16 protein-coding genes and 1 riboswitch are annotated in these 18,701 nt (G+C 71.2%); of the genes, 11 read left to right on the top strand and 5 right to left on the bottom strand.

Annotated features, from left to right (window positions below; all coding sequences use genetic code 11):
• Positions 1-125 precede the first annotated feature (125 nt).
• Positions 126-341, top strand: coding sequence for an MbtH family protein (locus tag CLV40_RS02645; protein ID WP_104476477.1), 216 nt, complete (start codon positions 126-128; stop codon positions 339-341).
• A gap of 127 nt (positions 342-468) precedes the next feature.
• On the opposite strand, the gene CLV40_RS02640 is transcribed toward CLV40_RS02645, so the two are convergent.
• On the bottom strand, positions 469-1,638 hold the full coding sequence (locus tag CLV40_RS02640) for a sensor histidine kinase (protein ID WP_104476476.1): 1,170 nt from the start codon (positions 1,636-1,638) through the stop codon (positions 469-471).
• Positions 1,635-2,291 (bottom strand): response regulator transcription factor, encoded by a 657-nt coding sequence (locus CLV40_RS02635; protein WP_104476474.1) that lies wholly within the window; start codon positions 2,289-2,291, stop codon positions 1,635-1,637. Before CLV40_RS02635 ends, CLV40_RS02640 begins: the two co-directional genes overlap by 4 nt.
• A gap of 122 nt (positions 2,292-2,413) precedes the next feature.
• Between CLV40_RS02635 and CLV40_RS02630 the strand changes: the two genes are divergently transcribed.
• The 7 genes from CLV40_RS02630 to CLV40_RS02600 all read left to right on the top strand — a co-directional run bounded on the left by CLV40_RS02630 (position 2,414) and on the right by CLV40_RS02600 (position 10,345).
• A complete protein-coding gene (locus CLV40_RS02630; protein ID WP_104476472.1) occupies positions 2,414-2,974 on the top strand; it encodes a hypothetical protein in 561 nt (186 codons plus the stop codon).
• Positions 2,971-4,044: an efflux RND transporter periplasmic adaptor subunit gene (locus CLV40_RS02625; protein WP_104476470.1), complete on the top strand. Its 1,074-nt coding sequence runs from the start codon at positions 2,971-2,973 to the stop codon at positions 4,042-4,044. Before CLV40_RS02630 ends, CLV40_RS02625 begins: the two co-directional genes overlap by 4 nt.
• The gene (locus tag CLV40_RS02620) at positions 4,041-4,703 is read left to right on the top strand and encodes an ABC transporter ATP-binding protein (protein ID WP_104476468.1); all 663 of its coding nucleotides are present in this window, start codon (positions 4,041-4,043) and stop codon (positions 4,701-4,703) included. Before CLV40_RS02625 ends, CLV40_RS02620 begins: the two co-directional genes overlap by 4 nt.
• Positions 4,703-5,893: an ABC transporter permease gene (locus CLV40_RS02615; RefSeq protein WP_104476467.1), complete on the top strand. Its 1,191-nt coding sequence runs from the start codon at positions 4,703-4,705 to the stop codon at positions 5,891-5,893. Before CLV40_RS02620 ends, CLV40_RS02615 begins: the two co-directional genes overlap by 1 nt.
• Before the next feature lie 105 nt (positions 5,894-5,998).
• Complete coding sequence (locus CLV40_RS02610) at positions 5,999-7,228, top strand: SGNH/GDSL hydrolase family protein (RefSeq protein ID WP_104476465.1); 1,230 nt, start codon at positions 5,999-6,001, stop codon at positions 7,226-7,228.
• 62 nt (positions 7,229-7,290) lie between these two features.
• On the top strand, positions 7,291-8,184 hold the full coding sequence (locus CLV40_RS02605) for an aminoglycoside phosphotransferase family protein (RefSeq protein WP_104476464.1): 894 nt from the start codon (positions 7,291-7,293) through the stop codon (positions 8,182-8,184).
• A gap of 661 nt (positions 8,185-8,845) precedes the next feature.
• Positions 8,846-10,345, top strand: coding sequence for an NF041680 family putative transposase (locus tag CLV40_RS02600; protein WP_245930973.1), 1,500 nt, complete (start codon positions 8,846-8,848; stop codon positions 10,343-10,345).
• A gap of 8 nt (positions 10,346-10,353) precedes the next feature.
• Here the strand turns inward: CLV40_RS02600 and CLV40_RS02595 are convergent, their stop codons facing one another.
• Genes CLV40_RS02595 through CLV40_RS02585 form a run of 3 tightly spaced genes read right to left on the bottom strand, consistent with a single transcriptional unit; the run spans position 10,354 to position 14,789 of the window.
• Positions 10,354-11,316, bottom strand: a complete 963-nt coding sequence (locus tag CLV40_RS02595) for a glycosyltransferase (RefSeq protein WP_104476462.1) — start codon at positions 11,314-11,316, stop codon at positions 10,354-10,356.
• Positions 11,317-11,370: 54 nt separating this feature from the next.
• Positions 11,371-12,429: a ribonucleotide-diphosphate reductase subunit beta gene (locus tag CLV40_RS02590; RefSeq protein WP_245930971.1), complete on the bottom strand. Its 1,059-nt coding sequence runs from the start codon at positions 12,427-12,429 to the stop codon at positions 11,371-11,373.
• A complete protein-coding gene (locus tag CLV40_RS02585; protein ID WP_245930969.1) occupies positions 12,426-14,789 on the bottom strand; it encodes a ribonucleoside-diphosphate reductase subunit alpha in 2,364 nt (787 codons plus the stop codon). Before CLV40_RS02585 ends, CLV40_RS02590 begins: the two co-directional genes overlap by 4 nt.
• Positions 14,790-14,903: 114 nt before the next feature.
• Positions 14,904-15,110: riboswitch (cobalamin riboswitch) on the bottom strand.
• Between the two features lie 323 nt (positions 15,111-15,433).
• Here CLV40_RS02585 and CLV40_RS02580 point away from each other — a divergent pair.
• The 3 genes from CLV40_RS02580 (at position 15,434) to CLV40_RS02570 (ending at position 18,672) form a co-directional block, all read left to right on the top strand.
• Positions 15,434-16,231 (top strand): MHYT domain-containing protein, encoded by a 798-nt coding sequence (locus tag CLV40_RS02580; protein ID WP_104476460.1) that lies wholly within the window; start codon positions 15,434-15,436, stop codon positions 16,229-16,231.
• Positions 16,232-16,492: 261 nt separating this feature from the next.
• On the top strand, positions 16,493-17,779 hold the full coding sequence (locus CLV40_RS02575; protein ID WP_104476459.1) for an extracellular solute-binding protein: 1,287 nt from the start codon (positions 16,493-16,495) through the stop codon (positions 17,777-17,779).
• On the top strand, positions 17,776-18,672 hold the full coding sequence (locus tag CLV40_RS02570; RefSeq protein WP_104476457.1) for a carbohydrate ABC transporter permease: 897 nt from the start codon (positions 17,776-17,778) through the stop codon (positions 18,670-18,672). Before CLV40_RS02575 ends, CLV40_RS02570 begins: the two co-directional genes overlap by 4 nt.
• Positions 18,673-18,701: the final 29 nt, after the last annotated feature.

Raw genomic sequence — 18,701 nt, 5'->3', positions numbered from 1 at the left:
CGAACGGCGGACCGCGTCTACCGACGAAAGTCGGACGCGCTTGCCGCGAAGATCGCGGGGCGGCCAGACTGGACTCCGCCGCCGCGCTCCGGCGGCACCCGCTGAAAGCTTGGAGGTAGGGCGACGTGACCAATCCGTTCGACGACCCCGACGGCCGTTTCCTGGTGCTGGTCAACGCCGAGGGCCAGCACTCGCTCTGGCCGGGCTTCAAGGAGGTCCCCGAGGGTTGGACGGTGGCGCACCCCGAGGACACCCGCCAGGCGTGCCTGGACTACGTCGAGAAGAACTGGACCGACATGCGCCCCAAGAGCCTCATCGACGCCATGGAGAACGAGCAGTAACACTCCTCCCGCTCCCCACTTCCCCACCCGGCATCGCTCCCGACTCGGCGGGCGCACCCCACCCGATGTGCCGCCCGCCAGGGCAACCATCCGGCCTCATGGGGCAACCGGACGCGCCCGCAGCACCTCACCCGCGGTCGAGGCCCCCGAGTGATCGGGCCTCGGCCGCGGGCGCACGCACCGTCACCACCAGCCCGCCCCCGGGCCGGGCCTCGGCGCGCGCCTCGCCGCCGTGCGCCCGGGCGATCGCCTGGACGATCGAGAGCCCCAACCCGGCGCCCGCGGCGGAGAGCCGCTCCCGCCCCAGTCGCCGGAACGGCTCGAACAGCGCGGGCACCTCGTAGGGCGGCACGACCGGCCCGGTGTTGGTCACCGCGACCTCGGCGTACCCGTCGACCCGCCGCGTCTCGACCCGCACCCAGCCGCCTTCCTCGACGTTGTGCCGGATCCCGTTGTCCACGAGGTTCTGCACCAACCGCTCCAGCAGCACCGGGTTGCCCGCCGTCGCGGCCTCCGCCGCGGCCACCTGGACGTCCACCCCGTCGCGCGGGGTCTGGTGGACGACGTGCTCGGCGATGTCCGCCAGGTCCACATAGGACCGCTCAAGCGGTTCGCGTTCGGCGCGCGCGAGCAGCAGCAGCCCGTCGATCAGCCGCTCGTTGCGGGCGTTGATCTCCAGCAGCGCCAACCCCAGTTGCCGCACCTGCGGCGACGCCGGTTCGCGGTAGACGGCGACCTCCAGCAACGCGCGGTTGAGCGTCAGCGGTGTGCGCAGCTCGTGGGAGGCGTTCGCGATGAACCGGCGCTGGCTGTCGAAGGCGCGGTCGAGGTGCTCCAGCATCGCGTCGAAGGTGTCCGCCAGTTCCTTCACCTCGTCGCGCGGGCCACGCAGGCCGATGCGCTCGTGCAGGCCCCGGTCGGCGGAGCGGGCGATCCGCCCGGCCGTCTCGGTGACCCGGTTCAGCGGGTGCAGCACGCGCCCCGCCAGCAGCCAGCCGAACGCGACCGCGACGGCACCGACCAGCAGCAGCGCGATCCCGCCCTGGGTGAGCAGCGCGTCCAGCGCGTCATCGCCGGTCTGGGCGATGACCCGGTTGAGCGAGCCCACCATGAAGGTCGGCTCGGGGTCGGGCGCCGGGTCGAGCTTCGGCCCCGTCCCCGACACGATGAGCTTGTCCCCGTGCGGGATGCGCTGCGCGACGAGGGTGTAGGTGAGGGCGATCAGCAGGATGCCCGCGGCGAAGAACAGGCCGCCGTAGACCAGGGTGAGGCGGACGCGCAGCGACGGTCGGGTCATGGGATGCGGTACCCCACTCCCGGTTCGGTCAGCACCACCGGCGGGTCACCGAGCTTGCGCCGCAGCTTCAGCACCGTCATCCGCACCGCGTTGGTGAACGGGTCGGCGTGCTCGTCCCACGCCTTCTCCAGCAGCACCTCGGCCGACACCGCCGCGCCGTCCGCCCGCAGCAGCTCGGCCAGCACCGCGAACTCCTTGCGGGACAACGGGACGTAGCGGCCGTCGCGGAACACCTCCCGGCGGTGCGGGTCGAGCCGGATGCCCGCACGGCGCAGCACCGGCGGCACCGCGGGCCGGGCCCGCCTGCCGAGCGCGGCCACCCGGGCGCCGAGTTCGGCGAAGGCGAACGGCTTGGTCAGGTAGTCGTCCGCGCCCAGGACCAGGCCCGCGACCCGGTCGTCGACCTCGGTGGCGGCGGTGAGCATCAGCACCCGGGTCGGGGTGCCGGTGTCGACGACCCGCCTGCACACCTCGTCGCCGTGCAGCACGGGCAGGTCCCGGTCGAGCACCACCACGTCGTAGTCGTGCACACCGATCCGCTCCACGGCCGCGCCGCCGTCGTGCACCACGTCCACCGCGTGCGCGTCGCCGCGCAACCACCGCGCCACCGCGTCGGCCAGCAGCGGCTCGTCCTCGACCACCAGGATCCGCATTCCCCATGGTGACCGGTGACCGCGTTTCCCCGGCGTCAACACCCGCGGTGACGCCCGGGAAATCCCGACCTGGCTTCACTGGCCCCCGCCACCGGGACGGCCCCGGGGCGGGAGGGAGCGAGATGCGTCTGCGGAACGGCCCGGTCGTCGCCTTGGCGGTGTTCGCCCTGGCCGGGTGCGGGGTTGGCGGGTCGGACGACGGCGACAGGGTCGCGTCGGCGAACGGCGCCGGTGCCGCCGCGCCCCCGAGCGGTACCCCCGGCGACAACCGGGGCACCGAGGAGAACATGCTGGCCTTCGCGAAGTGCATGCGCGACCACGGCGTGGACATGCCGGACCCGGAGATCGGCGACGGCGGCGGCGTGGAGATGGTCATCCCGCGCGGCGCCGACCGGGGCGAGGTCGACGCGGCCCGCGAGGCGTGCCGCCGGTACGCGCCCGACGGCGGCGAACTGCCGAAGGCTTCGCCGGGGATGCTGGAACAGGCCAGGAAGATGTCCCGGTGCATGCGGGAGCACGGACTCCCCCGGTTCCCCGACCCGGACGAGTCCGGCGGCATCCGGATCGAGAGCGGCCAGGGCCTCGACCCGGGGAGCGCCGAGTTCAAGGCCGCCGAACAGGCGTGCCAGGAGTTCGGCCCCAAGGGCGCGGGCGAGCCCCGGACCGACAAGGACGGCGGATGAGCGGGTCGTCGAAGCGCGGCCGGGTCGCCGTCGGGCTCACGGTCGTGCTGGCCGTCAGCGGCGCGGCCGCGGCGGCGGCCGGGGTCGGTTTCGACAACGGTTCGACGCGGGATGAGCCACGCCGGGAGCGGAGTCCGCAGGGAACAGTGAAAGTCACGCGGGAAACGCTCATCGACACGCACAAGGAGGACGGCAGGTTGGGCTTCGGCGCCACGACGGCGGTGCAGGCAAGACTGCCCGGGACGCTGACCGCCGCACCCGCAGTGGGCAGCACCGTCCAGCGCGGACAAGCGCTGTGCCGGATCGACAACGCGCCGGTCGTGTTGCTGTACGGGTCGCTGCCCGCCTACCGCGCGCTGGACACGGGCGCGGAAGGCGCGGACGTGCGGCAGTTCGAGGAGAACCTGGCGGCGTTGGGCTACAAGGGTTTCACCGTCGACGAGAAGTACACGCGGTCGACCGCGAAAGCGGTCGAGGACTGGCAGGAGGACCTCGGTCTGCCGGAAACCGGGGCCGTCGAACTCGGGCGCGTCGTGTACGCGGCCGGGTCCATCCGGGTCGACTCGCACAAGACGACCGTGGGGCAGGGGGTCCAGCCGGGCGGTTCGGTGGTGGAGTACACCGGATCCGCCCGGCTGGTCACGGTCGAGCTGACCATGGACGACCAGCGGATGGCGCCGGTCGGCGCGGAGGTGACCGTGCGGCTGCCCGACGGCAAGACCGTGCCCGGCAAGGTCACCGCGGCGGAGACCGTCGTCGACGAGGGCAACGGCGCACCGGACGCCGAACCGGAGACCAAGCTCAAGGTGACGGTCGCACCCGCGGACGAGGGGTCGCTGGTGGGCCTGGACCAGGCGTCGGTCGGCGTCGAGTTCACCTCGTCGCGCCGCGCGGACGTGCTCACGGTGCCGGTCTCGGCGCTGCTGGCCTTGGCCGAGGGCGGCTACGGGGTGCAGGTCGTCGACGCGGGGACCACGCGGACCGTCGCGGTGCGCACGGGCATGTTCGCCAACGGCCGGGTCGAGGTCACCGGGGTGTCGGAGGGGCAGTCCGTGGGGGTGCCGGGATGAGCGCGGTCGTGGAGTTGGACGCGGTCAGCAAGGTCTACCCCGGCGGCGTCACCGCGGTCCACGGGGTGACGTTGTCGGTCGACTACGGGGAAATGGCCGCGATCGTGGGGCCGTCGGGCTCGGGGAAGTCCACGGTGCTGCACCTGATCGGCGCGCTGGACCGGCCGTCGGCCGGCGTGGTGCGCGTCGACGGGCACGACGTCGCCGCGCTGTCCGACCGGCGGGTGTCGGCGCTGCGGGCGCGCCGGATCGGGTTCGTGTTCCAGCAGTTCCACCTCACCCCGGGCCAGTCAGCGGTGGACAACGTCGCCGACGGCCTGCTGTACGCGGGAGTCTCCCTCCGGGAGCGTCAGCGCCGCGCCGAGACCGCGCTCGACCGGGTGGGCTTGGCGGATCGGATGTCGCACCTGCCGAACGAGCTGTCCGGCGGCGAGCGGCAACGAGTCGCGATCGCCCGCGCGGTGATCGGCGACCCGCCGTTGCTGCTCGCCGACGAACCGACCGGCAACCTCGACTCCGCCGCGGGCGCCCGCGTGCTGGCCGTGCTGGCCACCCTGCACGCGGCGGGCGCGACGGTCCTGGTCATCACCCACGACCGGGAGCTCGCCGCGACCCTGCCGCGGCGGATCACCATGCGCGACGGACGGGTGGTGGCCTGATGGACCTGACCCCCGCCCGCCTGGGTCCCCGCGACGTCGTGCGCGTCGGCGGCGCCGGGCTGCGCGCGCGGCCGCTGCGGGTGTTCCTCTCCGCACTGGGCATCGCCATCGGCATCGCGGCGATGACCGCCGTCGTCGGCATCTCCAGCTCCAGCCGCGCGCAGGTCGACCGCGAACTGGCCGCGCTGGGCACGAACCTGCTGACCGCGGCACCGGGCAGCACGCTGGCCGGGGACAGCGCGAGCCTGCCGCCGGAGTCGGTGGCGATGATCGCCCGCATCGGGCCGGTCCGGCAGGTCGCCGCCACGGGGAAGGTGCCGGACACGCGCGCGTACCGCACGGACCGGATTCCCTCGATCGAGACCGGCGGGATCTCGGTGCGGGCCGCGCACCTCGACCTCCCGGCGACCGTGGGCGCCCGGCTGGCGTCCGGCACCTGGCTGAACGCGGCCACCGAGCGGTACCCGACCGCCGTGCTCGGGGCGGACACGGCGCGCCTGCTGGGTCTCGGCACGGTCGGCGAGCGGGTGTACGTGGGCGGCTCCTGGTTCACCGTGCTGGGCATTCTTGAGCCGGTCCCGCTGGCCCCGGAGTTGGACTCGTCAGTGCTGGTCGGGTGGCCGGAGGCCGTGGCGCACCTGGGTTTCGACGGTAAACCGACCACGGTGTACGCCCGCAGCGCGGACAACGCCGTCGAGGCCGTCCGCGCGGTGTTGGCGGCGACGGCGAACCCGGAGGCGCCCAACGAAGTCCGGGTGTCCCGGCCCTCCGACGCGTTGGCCGCCCGGCACGCCACGGACGAGGCGTTCACCGGGCTGCTGCTCGGGCTGGGCGCGGTCGCGCTGCTGGTGGGCGGGGTCGGGGTGGCGAACACCATGGTGATCTCGGTGCTGGAGCGCAGGCACGAGATCGGCCTGCGGCGGGCGCTCGGCGCCACCCGGGGGCAGGTCCGCACGCAGTTCCTGGCGGAGTCGCTGCTGCTCTCGGCGCTGGGCGGCACCGGTGGCGTGGTGCTCGGCGTGGCGGCGACGGCCCTGTATTCGAGCACGCGGTCCTGGGGGACGGTCGTCCCGGCCTGGGCCACGGCGGGCGGGGTGGCCGCGACGCTGCTGATCGGCGTGGCCGCGGGCCTGTACCCGGCCGTGCGCGCCGCCAACCTCTCCCCCACGGCCGCGCTGTCCACGCCTTGATCCCGTCGGCGCCGCCGGGAATTGTCGGGGGTCGGCCGTAGGTTGGTGCCAGTGGTGGTCGGGTGACCTGGGACCACCGCACAAAAAACTGTTGGGGGTAAGGCAATGAAGAGACTCGCGGCGCTTGTGCTCGTCGCTGCGGTCGTACCCGCGTTCGTGCCCGGCACCGCCGGTGCCGGGCAGGCGCGGGGATGGACGACGGCCACGTGGTCGGCCTCCCCGCACCGGCAGAGCGCGGACCTGGGGCCGAACTGGGGAGTCGACGGGTTCGACAACCACACCGTGCGGCAGGTCGTGCGCGTCAGCGCGGGCGGACCCGCGCTCCGCGTCCGGCTGTCGAACGCGTACGGGTCGACCCCGCTCAGGGTGGGCGGCGCGACCGTGGCGCGGGCCGGTGACGGCGCGGCGGTCCGGCCCGGGACCGTGCGGAACCTGGCGTTCGACGGGAAACGGTCCGTTGTGGTGCCCGCGGGCCGGGACGTCGTGACGGACCTGGCGGTACTCCCGGTGTCGCCGCTGGAGAAGCTGACCGTCACGCTGTACCTGCCGGAGAAGACCGGTCCCGCCACCGGCCACACGTTCGCCGCGGCGACGAGCTACCGCGCGGCGGGCGACCACCGGTCGGACACCGCGGCGGCCGCGTTCGGCGAGACCACCGAGGCCTGGTACTACCTCAGCGGCGTCGAGACCGTCGACCCCGCACCGCGGCGCGACGTCGTGGTGGCCTTCGGCGACTCGATCACCGACGGCGCCGGGTCCACGATGAACGGCGACAACCGGTACCCGGACGAGTTGGCCGAGCGCCTGCGCGGGAAGCGGCCCGTGGTCAACGCGGGCATCGGCGGCAACCGGGTGACCAACGACTCCCCGTGCTTCGGGGAGCGGGCCACCGCCCGGTTCGACCGGGACGCGCTGGCGCAGCCCGGTGTCCGCACGGTGATCCTGCTGGAGGGCATCAACGACATCGGCTTCAGCGACTTCGACTTCGTCTGCGCGAAGCCGAACCCGGCGGTCACCGCCGCCGACCTGATCGCGGGCTACCGCGAGCTGATCCGCAAGGCCCACGCCAAGCACGTCCGGGTCGTCGGCGCGACGCTGCTGCCGTACAAGGGGGCGATGTACTTCTCCGACCGCGGCGAGGGCGTCCGCGACGAGGTGAACGCCTGGATCCGCACCTCCGGCGAGTTCGACGCGGTGGTCGACTTCGACCGCGTGACGGCCGACCCGGCGGATCGGGACAGCCTGCTGCCCGCCTACGACAGCGGCGACCACCTCCACCCCAGCGACGCGGGCTACCGGGCCATGGCCGCCGCGGTGGACCTGTCGACGCTGTAACCGTGCGGAATGGACCTGGCACAATCCCCGTGCCAGGTCCATTCGCCGAACGCGGGGTTCGCATGCTGACCGTCCCACCGGGATTCGCCGAGTCCACGATCGCCCGCGAGGGCGAGGCGGGCAGGCGGTGGATCGACTCGCTGCCCGCCTTGGCCGCCGACTTCCTCGACCGGTGGGCGTGCGTCGCGTCCGGCCCCGTGCTGCACGGCTTCGTGGGCGTGGCGATCCCGGCCACCCGCGCGGACGGCTTCGAAGTCGTCCTCAAGCTGGGTTTCCCACTCACCTACAACACCGCTGAACCGCTCGCCTTGGCCGCGTGGAACGGCAACGGCGCCGTCCGACTCCTGGACCGCGACGACAGCCGTTTCGCCATGCTCCTGGAGCGCCTCCAGCCCCTGGACCGCCCGGAGCCCACCCCGTTCACCACCATCGGCCGCCTGGCCCACCACTTGGCCATCCCGGCCCCACCCGGCATCCCGTCCCTGGCCGACAAAGCCCGCGCGTGGACGGTCGACGTACCCGCGCACGCGGAACGACTCGGAAACCCGCTGCCGCGCCATGTGATCGATGCCTGCGTGGCCAACGCCCGCGACCTCGCCACCGACCAACCGGCCCTGCTCGTCCACGGCGACCTCCACTTCGGCAACATCCTCCGCACCAACACCCCGACCAACGCCCTACGCGCCATCGACCCCAACGGCTTCACCGGCGACCCCGCCTATGAACTCCTCCCCCTCCTCCGCGGCGACTGGCAGGCCATCGCGGCGGAGCCCGACCCCGCCCGAGCGATCGACCGCCGAATCGCCGAGTTCACGGAGGCGGCCGAACTGGAGATCGACCGCCTCCGCCGCTGGACCCAGGCCAGGGCCACCGAGTCCGCGCTATGGTCGAGGCAGCTCAACGAACCAACCCGAGTCACAGCGGTAGTCGACACCCTCGCCACGACCCTGGCCTGACCACCAGCCCCACGCGCCGCGACCGCGCTGATCCACCACCCCGAGGCAACCACCTCCACGGCACACCCACTGGGCGCGCCATCCCTGCCTCGAAGACAACCACCGCCACTCAGACCTGCGGCTACCCACAACCCTCTCTGCCCGCCCACCGCACCCATCCAGGCCATGCCCGCCGGTTTGCCCTCCTGGTTCGCACTCCATGTCTTCACAAGACATCCCCTTGCCACCTGGACCCGCGACGGTCCCTTCCGCACACCCCACCTACCCGCCGCACCCATCCGATCCCCTGCCCGCCAGCCATCCCCCGCTCCCGCGACCTGGAAGCCACTCCGAGGCAACCGCCCCCATGCCCGCTGATTCCGCCCATCCATGCCTTCGCAAGACACCCCGCTGCCACCTGGACCTGCGGCTGCCACCTCACCCACTCCACCTCTCCAACTCCCCCTCTCGCTCTCCCGCCCACCACCACCCGCCCCTCTCAAACGCTCATTATCTTGATAGTGACTAGTCAATAATGAGACCCATAAAGCGCTGCCTTCCACCAAGAGAGCAACCGCTCAACGTGTCTGGTCTCGGGATGGCCTAGCTTGAGTTTTAACGTGCTGGGCTTGGTGGCTGCCCCCTGTCGATCATGAACGAAGCCCTTGGTTGATCATTCCTCTTGCGACAGAAGGACGACCACAACCAAGGGCTTCAGTTGATCAGTGTGCACGACGCCGGTTCGGCCGGCGTGTCCGGGCACCTCGCCCGGTTCCGTCAGGCGTTCTACCAGAGCTTGTCCAAGCGGGGAGATGCGTTGTTCGAGCTGGTCGACGCGATGTTGTGCGCGGACGGGCCGGTGCGGTCGTTGCCTGAGTTGTCCCTGGTAGGCGAACATCGTCGCGGTCACGGCAGCCTCTATGCCGGCTTGGCGCATGGTCGGGTGGACGTTGATCGGCTGCGATGTGCTCTGGCTGCCTGCCCGTTACCGCGGGCGGCGGACGGCCGGTTGGTGTTGGCGGTCGATGTGACCTGCTGGCTGCGGCCGGAAGCGCATACCTCGCCGGAGCGGATCCTGTGCTACACTTACGGACGCGGCAAAGACACGCACATCATGGTGCCTGGCTGGCCCTACTCGATCGTGGTGGCGTTGGAGACAGGGCGCGGCTCCTGGACCGCCCCTTTGGACGCGGTCAGGCTGGCGCCGGGAGACGACGCGGCAACGGTGACCGCCCGGCAAGTGCGCCAGGTCGTGACCCGCCTGATCGAGGCAGGCCACTGGCAGCCCGGCGACCCGGCGATCATGCTGGTGGCCGACGCCGGTTACGACGGTCCTCGGCTTGCGTTCCTGCTCCAGGATCTGCCGGTGGTCGTGCTGGTTCGAATGCGCTCGGACCGGGTGCTGCGCCGCCCCGCGCCTGCTCACCTGCCCGGCACCCTGGGGCGGCCCCGCCGCCACGGCGACGAGTTCGTCTTCGGTGACCCCGCCACCTGGAGCGAGCCGGAGGTCACCACACGCACGGAAACCCGGCTTTACGGTCCAGCACTGGCTCGCGCTTGGAACCGGCTGCATCCTCGTCTGACCCACCGCACCGCCTGGGCAAACCACTTCGGGAAGCTCCCGGTTATCGAGGGCACCGTGATCCGCCTCGAGGTCGACCGACTGCCCTCCGGAGCGATCCCAAAACCGGTCTGGCTCTGGCATTCCGCCACCGATCTCGACGCCACGAGGGTCGACCTTCTCTGGCAGGCGTTTCTGCGGCGGTTCGACATCGAGCACACCTTCCGCATGCTCAAACAAACCCTCGGCTGGACCACCCCGAAACTCCGCACGCCCGACCAGGCGGATCGGTGGACCTGGCTCATTCTGACCGCTTACACCCAACTCCGCCTCGCCCGCGACCTCGCCACCGACCTGCGCCGTCCCTGGGAGAAAACCGCACGCCCTGGCCGACTGACCCCGGCTCGGGTCCGCCGCGGATTTCGGCACCTCCACGCAACAATCGATACACCAGCCAGCGCACCGAAACCCACCCGACCAGGTCCAGGACGCCCCACCGGACAACCCAACCAACGACCAGCCCCACGCCACGACGTCCACACCGCCACCAGCGCCGACACACACAAGACCCGCAACAGCAAGACCCAGTCCAACACCCCACGACCCCGCCGCACAGGTTAAAACTCAAGCTAGTCGGCGATGAGGTCCGGGAGCCGTCGGGCGATCTCCTCCGGCCCCGGCATCCGGCGGATCTCTTCCGCGATCCCACCCGCGGCCGCACGAAGATCCGGACTGGTCAACACCGCGGCCACCGCATCCGCAACAGCTTCCGCGGTCACCTCACCAGGTCGCACCGCCACCCCCGCGGCCACCAAGGCCTCCGCGTTGGCGAACTGGTCCGCCCCCTGCGGAAGCACCACCTGCGGTACCCCCACCGCCAGCGCCCCCAAAGTCGTGCCACTACCCGCGTGGTGAACCACCGCCGACGCGTGCCGAAGCACCTCAGCCTGCCCCACCCACGACCGCGCGATCACGTTCCCCGGCAACGGCCCCACCTCCGCGACCGGCACCCGCCCCGTAGCGACCACGACCTGAGCGTCAACCCGCCCCAACCCCGCCACAACCACCCGAAGCACATCGGCCGTCCCGAACGCCGTCCCCAACGTCACGTACACCAGCGGCCGACCGGGCACCTCGACCGAGAACTCCCCCGGCGCGAACGGCACCGGCCGCACCAACACCCGCTCCGCCTCAAAACCCTTGTCCTGCAATGAAGGCGGACAAATGTCAAGGTGCGTGCCACCGACCGGGCGCACCAGCCCGATCCCCTCGGGAAACATCCGCCCGAACCCGTGCCACAGGCCAGGCACCCCGGCCCGACGCGCGGCGACCCCGGCCTCCGGCACACCCCACCCGTGCACCACCGCGTCCGGTCGCCACCGGTCGAGTTCCGGTTCCAGGTCCTCCGCGTACACCTCGTAGAACACGTCCGCCGGTCGGAACGGCCGCAGCCCGACCGAGGCCAGCGGCGCGTGCACTTCCTCCCCCACCGCGAACCGCACCTCGTGCCCAGCCGCCCGCACCGCCGCGGCGAACGGGACCATCGGGTAGGCGTGCCCGACCGACGCAAGGCTCACGAACATCACGCGCATGGCGCACAAACTACGGCGCGGTCGCCAGGGAATCCGAGCGACCGCGCCGTGTCCTCAGAAGTCCTCGTCGAAGGTGACCGTGCCGCTGACCGCGACCTGGTAAGCCGAGACGCGGCGTTCGAAGAAGTTGGACAGTTCCTGCACGTCCTGCAACTCCATGAACGGGAACGGGTTCTTGCTGCCGTAGATCGGTTCGATGCCGAGTACCTGCAACCGCCGGTCGGCGACGTGTTCCAGGTAGGCCCGCATGTCCGTCACCGACATGCCCGCGACGCCGAGGTCGAGCAGGTCGTGGGCGAACTGCGTCTCGGCCTCCACGGCCTCGCGGAGCATCTCGCGGACCTGGTCGCGCAGGTCGTCGTCGAACAGGTCCGGTTCCTCGCGGCGGACGGTGTCCACCACGTCGAACGCGAACGCCATGTGCATCGACTCGTCGCGGAACACCCAGTTGGTGCCGGAGGCCAGGCCGTTGAGCAGGCCGCGCGAGCGCAGGAAGTACACGTAGGCGAAGGCCCCGTAGAAGAACAGGCCCTCGATGCAGGCGGCGAAGCAGATCAGGTTCAGCAGGAACGACCGGCGGTCCGCGCGGGTCTCCAGGCGGGTCAACGCGGAGATCGAGTCGATCCACTTGTAGCAGAACTCGGCCTTGGCCCGGATCGACGGGATGGTCTCGACGGCGGCGAACGCCTCGGCGCGGTCGTCCTCGTCGGGGAGGTAGGTGTCGAGCAGCGTCAGGTAGAACTGGACGTGCACGGCCTCCTCGAACAGCTGCCGGGACAGGTAGAGCCGGGCTTCCGGCGCGTTGACGTGCTCGTAGAGGTTGAGCACCAGGTTGTTGGCGACGATGGTGTCGCCGGTGGCGAAGAACGCGACGAGCCGGTTGACCAGGTGCCGTTCGGCCGGGGACAGCTTGCCCAGGTCGGCGAGGTCGGTGTGCAGGTCGACCTCCTCCACCGTCCACGTGTTCTTGATGGCGTCGCGGAAGCGGTCGTAGAACAGCGGGTAGCGCATGGGCCGCAGCGTCAGGTCCATGCCCGGGTCGAGCAGGGCGTGCTTGCGGGCGGTGTTGCGCAGAGCGCTGTTGTGCGTCGCGTCGTCGTTCAGGGTGGTCACTGGCAGGCCTCGCAGGACTCGGGGTTCTCCAGGGAGCAGGCGATGGCGTCGACGGTGGCCTCGGGCACGGCCACGGTCGCCTGCTGGATGCGCGTCGCCGGGCGGGAGCGCAGGTAGTACGTGGTCTTGAGCCCGGCTTTCCAGGCGTAGAGGTACATCGAGGACAGCTTGCCGATGGTCGGCGCGGCCACGAACAGGTTCAGCGACTGGCTCTGGTCGACGTACGGCCCGCGCGCGGCGGCCAGCTCGATCAGCGCCTTCTGCGGCAGCTCCCACGCGGTGCGGTACAGCTCGCGGACGTCGGCGGGCAGTTCGGTGACCCCCTGCGCGGACCCGTCGTCGCGCTTGAGCCGGGACCGGATCTCGTCGGTCCACAGGCCGCGCGCCTTCAGCTCGCGCACCAGGTAGGAGTTGATCTGCAGGAACTCCCCCGACAGCGTCTCGCGCTTGAAGGTGTTCGACACCTGCGGTTCGACGCACTCGAAGCAGCCCGCGATGGAGGCGATGGTCGCGGTCGGCGCGATGGCGACGAGCAGCGAGTTGCGCAGCCCGTGCTCGGCGATCCGCGCCCGCACCCGGGCCCACCGCTCGGTCTGCGTCGGCGTCACACCCCAGAGGTCCGGTTGCAGGTCACCCCGCGCGGCGCGGGTCCGCGCGTACGCGGGGTGCGCACCCGCCGACGCGGCCAGTTCGGCGGAGGACTCCAACGCCGTCAGGTAGATCTCTTCCGCGATCCGAGTCGACAGCTCGCGCGCGGCGGGTGAGTCGAAGGGCAGGCGGAGCTTGAAGAACACGTCCTGCAAGCCCATGACGCCGAGGCCGACCGGCCGCCAGCGCGGGTTGCTCGCCGCGGCCTGGGCGGTCGGGTAGTAGTTGATGTCGATCACGCGGTCGAGGAAGACGACCGCGGTCCGGACCGTGGCCCGCAGGCGTTCCCAGTCGATTCCACCGGAAGCGTCGCCCCCGGCGCCATCCACCAGCACGTGCGCGCCCAGGTTGACCGACCCGAGGTTGCAGACCGCGGTCTCGTCGTCGCTGGTGACCTCGAGGATCTCGGTGCACAGGTTGGACAGGTGCACCACGTTCCCGGGTTCGGCGGTCTGGTTGCAGGTGCGGTTGGCGGTGTCCTTGAACGTCATCCAGCCGTTGCCGGTCTGCGCCAGAGTGCGGATCATGCGGCCGTAGAGGTCGCGGGCCCGGACGGTGCGCACGGCGCGGCCCGCCTCCTCGGCGGCGCGGTAGGCGCGGTCGAAGTCGTCGCCCCACAGGTCGACCAGCCCGGGCACCTCGTCGGGGTCGAACAGCGACCAGTCGGAGTCGGCCTCGACGCGGCGCATGAACTCGTCCGGGATCCAGTTGGCCAGGTTGAGGTTGTGCGTGCGGCGGGCGTCCTCACCGGTGTTGTCGCGCAGCTCGAGGAACTCCTCGACGTCCGGGTGCCAGGTCTCCAGGTAGACGCAGGCCGCGCCCTTGCGCCGGCCGCCCTGGTTGACCGCGGCGACGGAGGCGTCGAGGGTGCGCAGCCAGGGCACGATGCCGTTGGAGTGGCCGTTGGTGCCGCGGATCAGGGCGCCGCGGGAGCGCACGCGGGACCACTGCACGCCGATGCCGCCCGCGAACTTGGAGAGCCGGGCGATCTGCGCGTACCGCTCGTAGATCGACTCCAGTTCGTCGCGGGGCGAGTCGAGCAGGTAGCAGGAGGACATCTGGGTGTGGACGGTGCCGGAGTTGAACAGCGTCGGCGAGCTGGGCAGGTAGGCCAGCGACGACATGAGCCGGTAGAAGCCGACGGCCTCCGCGGCGGTGCGCGAGAGACCGCAGGCCACGCGCAGCAGCCAGTACTGCGGCGCCTCGATGACCGTGCGCCGCGCGGGGTGGCGCAGCAGGTAGCGGTCGTAGACGGTGCGCAGGCCGAAGTACTCGAACCGGCGGTCGGCGTCGAGGTCGATGGCGTCGTCGAGGTCGATGGCGTTGGCCGCGACGAACGCGGCGGTGGTGTCGCCGATGAGCCCTTCCGCGTGGCCGAGCGCGATGCTCTCGCTGAACGAGCCGACGCCGTGCCTACGCACCTCCTTGTCGATGAAGGCGCTGAGCAGGCCCGCGGCGAGCCTGGAGTACTCGGGCTCCTCGGCGACGAGCGCGGCGGCGGTCTGGATGGACAGCTTGTCCAGTTCCTCGGTGGTGGCGCCGTCGTAGAGGCCGCTGATCGTCTTGGTGGCGACCCGCAGCGGGTCGACCTCGGTGAGGCCGACCGCGCGGCGCGCCACGGCGCGCACGATCCGGTTGACGTCGACGGGTTCGAGCGCGCCATCTCGTTTGCGCACCCGCATGGTGGTCACGACTGAGTCGACGACCGTCACAGAACTGTCTCCTCGCGAGCCGGGCGGCCTGCCGGGGACAGCGGGGAGCGAACGGGCGCGCGCGACCGCCACGTCCTCCCACCCTCCCTCGGGGCCGCGGACACCCGCGCGCGGACGCGCGCCGGGGTGCTGGCAGGTCTTCGGACTCGTGGGCGTGCCGATCGGCGCCTACCGGCCATCGCTTCCCGGACCCGGGGTCCAGTGCTTCGTGACGGCTTCCGTTCCCACTCACCGCTGCGGGGCAGTCCCGGACTCACACCGGGTTCCCTCTTGCGACGACCGATCTGGCGGACCGGTCGAACCAGCTGCGGGACACAATACATAGGGGTGCCGGCCCGCCAGCGCACCCACATCTTGTGGGCGTGTCGCCAGGACATGGCCACACTCGACCGTTTCGGCGAAACCGGAACCTTCCTGGCGGGCAAGAATTGCGAACAGTGAGACACTCTCGACGGTTCATCACCCTCCGCAATGTCACGTCGGGTCAGCGACCAAGCTCAACCATCCCGCGCGCGGCGCAATAATCCCTGTTCAGACCACAATCAACATGACTCATCTCGCACCCGCGCGCCTTGGTCAACAGGCACGCAGCGTGATGTGCTCACCCGAAGTTGCCTTGAGGGTCGAAACAGGAGAGATGGCTGATGGACCACGTTCACCACTTCTCCGTCGGGGCGGTCACACCCGTCCTGTCGTACCTCATCGCCTGCCTCGGCTGCACCCTCGGCCTCTTCAGCATGCAGCGCGCCCGGGCCCAGATCGGGCTGCCCAAGCAGGCCTGGCTCGCGCTCGGCGCGGTGTCCATCGGCGGCACCGGCATCTGGACCATGCACTTCGTCGCGATGATGGGCTTCTCCGTCGACGGCACCCCGATCCGCTACGACCTGTTCCGGACGATGATCAGCCTCGCGGTGGCCGTGGGGATCGTGTGGATCGGCCTCTGGTCGGTGGCGCGCGGCAAGGCGACCTGGCCGCGGCTGATCGGCGCGGGCGCGATCACCGGCGTCGGCGTGGCCTCGATGCACTACCTGGGCATCTCCGCGATGGCGATGAACGCCCACGTCGGCTACGACACGGGTCTGGTGGTGCTGTCCGTCGTGATCGCCGTGGTCGCCGCGACCGCCGCGCTGTGGGCCACCTCCAACGTGCGGGGCATCGTGGCCACCGCCGGGGCCGCGCTGATCATGGGCGTGGCGGTGTCGGGCATGCACTACGTCGGCATGGCCGCCATGGAGGTCGGGCAGGTCACCGGCGCGCGTGCCTCGGACGTGCAGGGCCTCGAGGCGTTCTCCTTCTTCGGACCGCTGGCCATGGTGCTCGGCGTGCTCTCCGCGCTCTCCCTGCTGGCCGTGGGGATCGGGGCCACCGAGCGCGAGATCGCCGAGGACCAGTGGGCCGAGGAGCAGCTGCGGAGCCTGATGGGCGACCGCGCCAAGAACTAGTCACCACCCGCCCCACCGGAACACCACCCGCCGCGGCGGGTGGTGTTCTTCGCGTTCCCACCCGTTCGCCGGGCCGCGTGCCCGCGCGCGGCCCGCGATACCGCCCGCACCGTCCGGAAAGGACCGGTGGGGAATCACCGGCCACTGGTCCGAATGGTTCAGACCTTGCCACGGCCGCACCGCGCTTCTACCATCGCCCACACGTTGCTCTCTATGAAACGAATGTTGCGTGCAGCGCAACACTCAGGACGGGGTCGAGAGATGCGGAAGTCACGGTGGTTAGCCGGGATCGCGGCGGCCGTCTCGTTGGCGGCCTGCGCGCCCGTGCAGTCCGGTCCCGCCCAGCCCGCGGGCGACGAGCGGACCGGCCAGCTCCGGGTCTGGCTGTTCGACGAGGTGAACCGCGCCGCCAAGGAGAAGGTGGTCCAGGAGGCGGTCGCGGAGTTCCAGGGCAAGCACCAGGGCGTGACCGTGGACGTGCAGTACATCCAGGTCCAGTCCCGCGCCGAGCGGTTCAAGGCCGCGTTCAGCGACCCGGCGAGCGCGCCGGACGTGGCCGAGTTCGGCAACACCGACCTCGCCGGGTACGTGTCCGCGGGCGGCCTCGCCGACATCAGCGGCGAGGCGCTGAACTGGGAGGACGTGCACGACGTGCTCCCCGCCGCGCTCGACGCCACCAAGGTGGACAAGAAGGTCTACGCCATCCCGTGGTACATCGGCGTGCGCGCGCTCTACTACCGCACCGACGTCTTCACCGAACTCGGCGTCAAACCACCGTCCACACTGGACGAGATCGCCCCGCTGGCCCGCCGGATCCGGGCCGCCAAGCCCGACCTGCTCGGCATCTCCGTCGGCGGCAAGTACACCTACGGCGCGCTGCCGTTCGTGTGGGGTGAGGGCGGCGAGCTCGCCACCAGCCTCAACGGCAAGTTCACCGCCGCCATCGATTCCCCGCAGGCGAAGGCGGGCGTGGCCAAGTACACCGAGCTGCTGCGCGACGACATCTGCCCGCCCGCCCAGTGCGCGGGGAACGGCGGCGACGCCAGCGTGGAGGCGTTCCGCGCGGGCAAGGCCGCGATGACCATCGGCGGCGACTTCAACCGCAGGTCGGTCGACGCCAGCGCCGCGGCGGGCAAGTACGCCGTGGTCCCGCTGCCCGGCAAGGCCCCCGGCGTCATCGCCCCCGCGTTCGGCGGCGGCAACCTGCTCGGCCTGCTCTCGGGTACCAAGCACCGGTCGCTCGCCTTCGAGTTCACGCAACTGCTGGCGGGCAAGCAGTACCAGCGCAAGATGTTCGACGCCATGGGCAACTTGCCCACCTTCTCGGGTCTGCAGCGCGAGTTGGCCGACTCGGTGCCCGCGATCAAGCCGTTCACCGACACGCTGGCCTCCGGGGTCAAGTTCGTGCCGAACACCCCGGCCTGGGCGAAGATCGACGCGCAGGCGGTGGTCCCGACCATGCTCCAGGAGGTCGCGCGCGGCACTAAGGACGTCGACGCCGCGACGAAGTCGGCCGCCGACGCCATGAACGCGGCCTTCGGCTCGTGACCGCGGGGCCCGCCGCGCGCGGGCAGGGCCGGACCGCGCTGGGCTACCTGGCGCCCGCCCTGCTCGTGCTGGGCGCTCTGCTGGCGTACCCGGTGTACCAGCTCGTGGTCATCTCGCTCTTCGACTACGGGCAGGAGCAGGTCAGCGGCGGCGCGCCGCTGGAGTTCCTCGGCGCGGGCAATTACGAGGAGCTGCTGGGCAGCGCGCGGTTCTGGGAAGTGCTGGCGCAGACGGTCGGGTTCGCGGCCGTCTGCGTCGTCACCACCCTGGTGGTCGGTGCCGCGCTCGCGGTCCTGGCCACCAGGGTGCGGCCGTGGGCCCGGATGTGCCTGTTCCTGGCCGCGCTGGGCGCGTGGGCGACGCCCGCGGTGGCGGGCTCGACGATCTGGCTGTTCCTCTTCGACGCCAACTTCGGCCTGGTCAACCACCTGCTCGGGCTGGACGGCTTCTCCTGGACCTACGGCAAGTGGACGGCCTTCGGGCTGGTCGCCGCCCAGGTCGTCTGGTGCTCGTTCCCGTTCGTGATGATCACCCTGTACGCGGGCATCCGGGCCATCCCCGGCGAGGTGCTGGAGGCCGCCGCGCTCGACGGCGCGTCGACCTGGCGCACCGCGCGGTCGGTGGTCCTGCCGCTGCTGCGGCCGATCCTGGTCGTGGTGACCATCCAGTCGGTGATCTGGGACTTCAAGGTGTTCACCCAGATCTACGTGATGACCGGTGGCGGCGGCATCGCCGGGCAGAACCTGGTGCTCAACGTGTTCGCCTACCAGCAGGCCTTCGCGGCCTCGGAGTACGGGCTGGGCGCGGCGATCGGCGTGGTGATGACCGTGGTGCTGCTGGCCGTCACCCTGTTCTACCTGCGCGCGCTGCGCCGGTCGGGGGAGGAACTGTGAGCGTGGACACGGCGGTACCGGCCCCGGCC

It is taken from the genome of Actinokineospora auranticolor (assembly GCF_002934265.1).
Lineage (GTDB): Bacteria > Actinomycetota > Actinomycetes > Mycobacteriales > Pseudonocardiaceae > Actinokineospora > Actinokineospora auranticolor.
This window is presented reverse-complemented; position numbering and strand designations above follow the sequence as displayed.

Excerpts from the sequence above, each read along its gene's own strand:
- CLV40_RS02605 (WP_104476464.1), top strand. The coding sequence starts at position 7,291 with ATGCTGACCGTCCCACCGGGATTCGCCGAGTCCACGATCGCCCGCGAG.
- CLV40_RS02580 (WP_104476460.1), top strand. The coding sequence starts at position 15,434 with ATGGACCACGTTCACCACTTCTCCGTCGGGGCGGTCACACCCGTCCTG.
- CLV40_RS02640 (WP_104476476.1), bottom strand. The coding sequence starts at position 1,638 with ATGACCCGACCGTCGCTGCGCGTCCGCCTCACCCTGGTCTACGGCGGC.
- CLV40_RS02615 (WP_104476467.1), top strand. The coding sequence starts at position 4,703 with ATGGACCTGACCCCCGCCCGCCTGGGTCCCCGCGACGTCGTGCGCGTC.
- CLV40_RS02630 (WP_104476472.1), top strand. The coding sequence starts at position 2,414 with ATGCGTCTGCGGAACGGCCCGGTCGTCGCCTTGGCGGTGTTCGCCCTG.
- CLV40_RS02575 (WP_104476459.1), top strand. The coding sequence starts at position 16,493 with ATGCGGAAGTCACGGTGGTTAGCCGGGATCGCGGCGGCCGTCTCGTTG.
- CLV40_RS02610 (WP_104476465.1), top strand. The coding sequence starts at position 5,999 with ATGAAGAGACTCGCGGCGCTTGTGCTCGTCGCTGCGGTCGTACCCGCG.
- CLV40_RS02595 (WP_104476462.1), bottom strand. The coding sequence starts at position 11,316 with ATGCGCGTGATGTTCGTGAGCCTTGCGTCGGTCGGGCACGCCTACCCG.
- CLV40_RS02625 (WP_104476470.1), top strand. The coding sequence starts at position 2,971 with ATGAGCGGGTCGTCGAAGCGCGGCCGGGTCGCCGTCGGGCTCACGGTC.
- CLV40_RS02635 (WP_104476474.1), bottom strand. The coding sequence starts at position 2,291 with ATGCGGATCCTGGTGGTCGAGGACGAGCCGCTGCTGGCCGACGCGGTG.
- CLV40_RS02620 (WP_104476468.1), top strand. The coding sequence starts at position 4,041 with ATGAGCGCGGTCGTGGAGTTGGACGCGGTCAGCAAGGTCTACCCCGGC.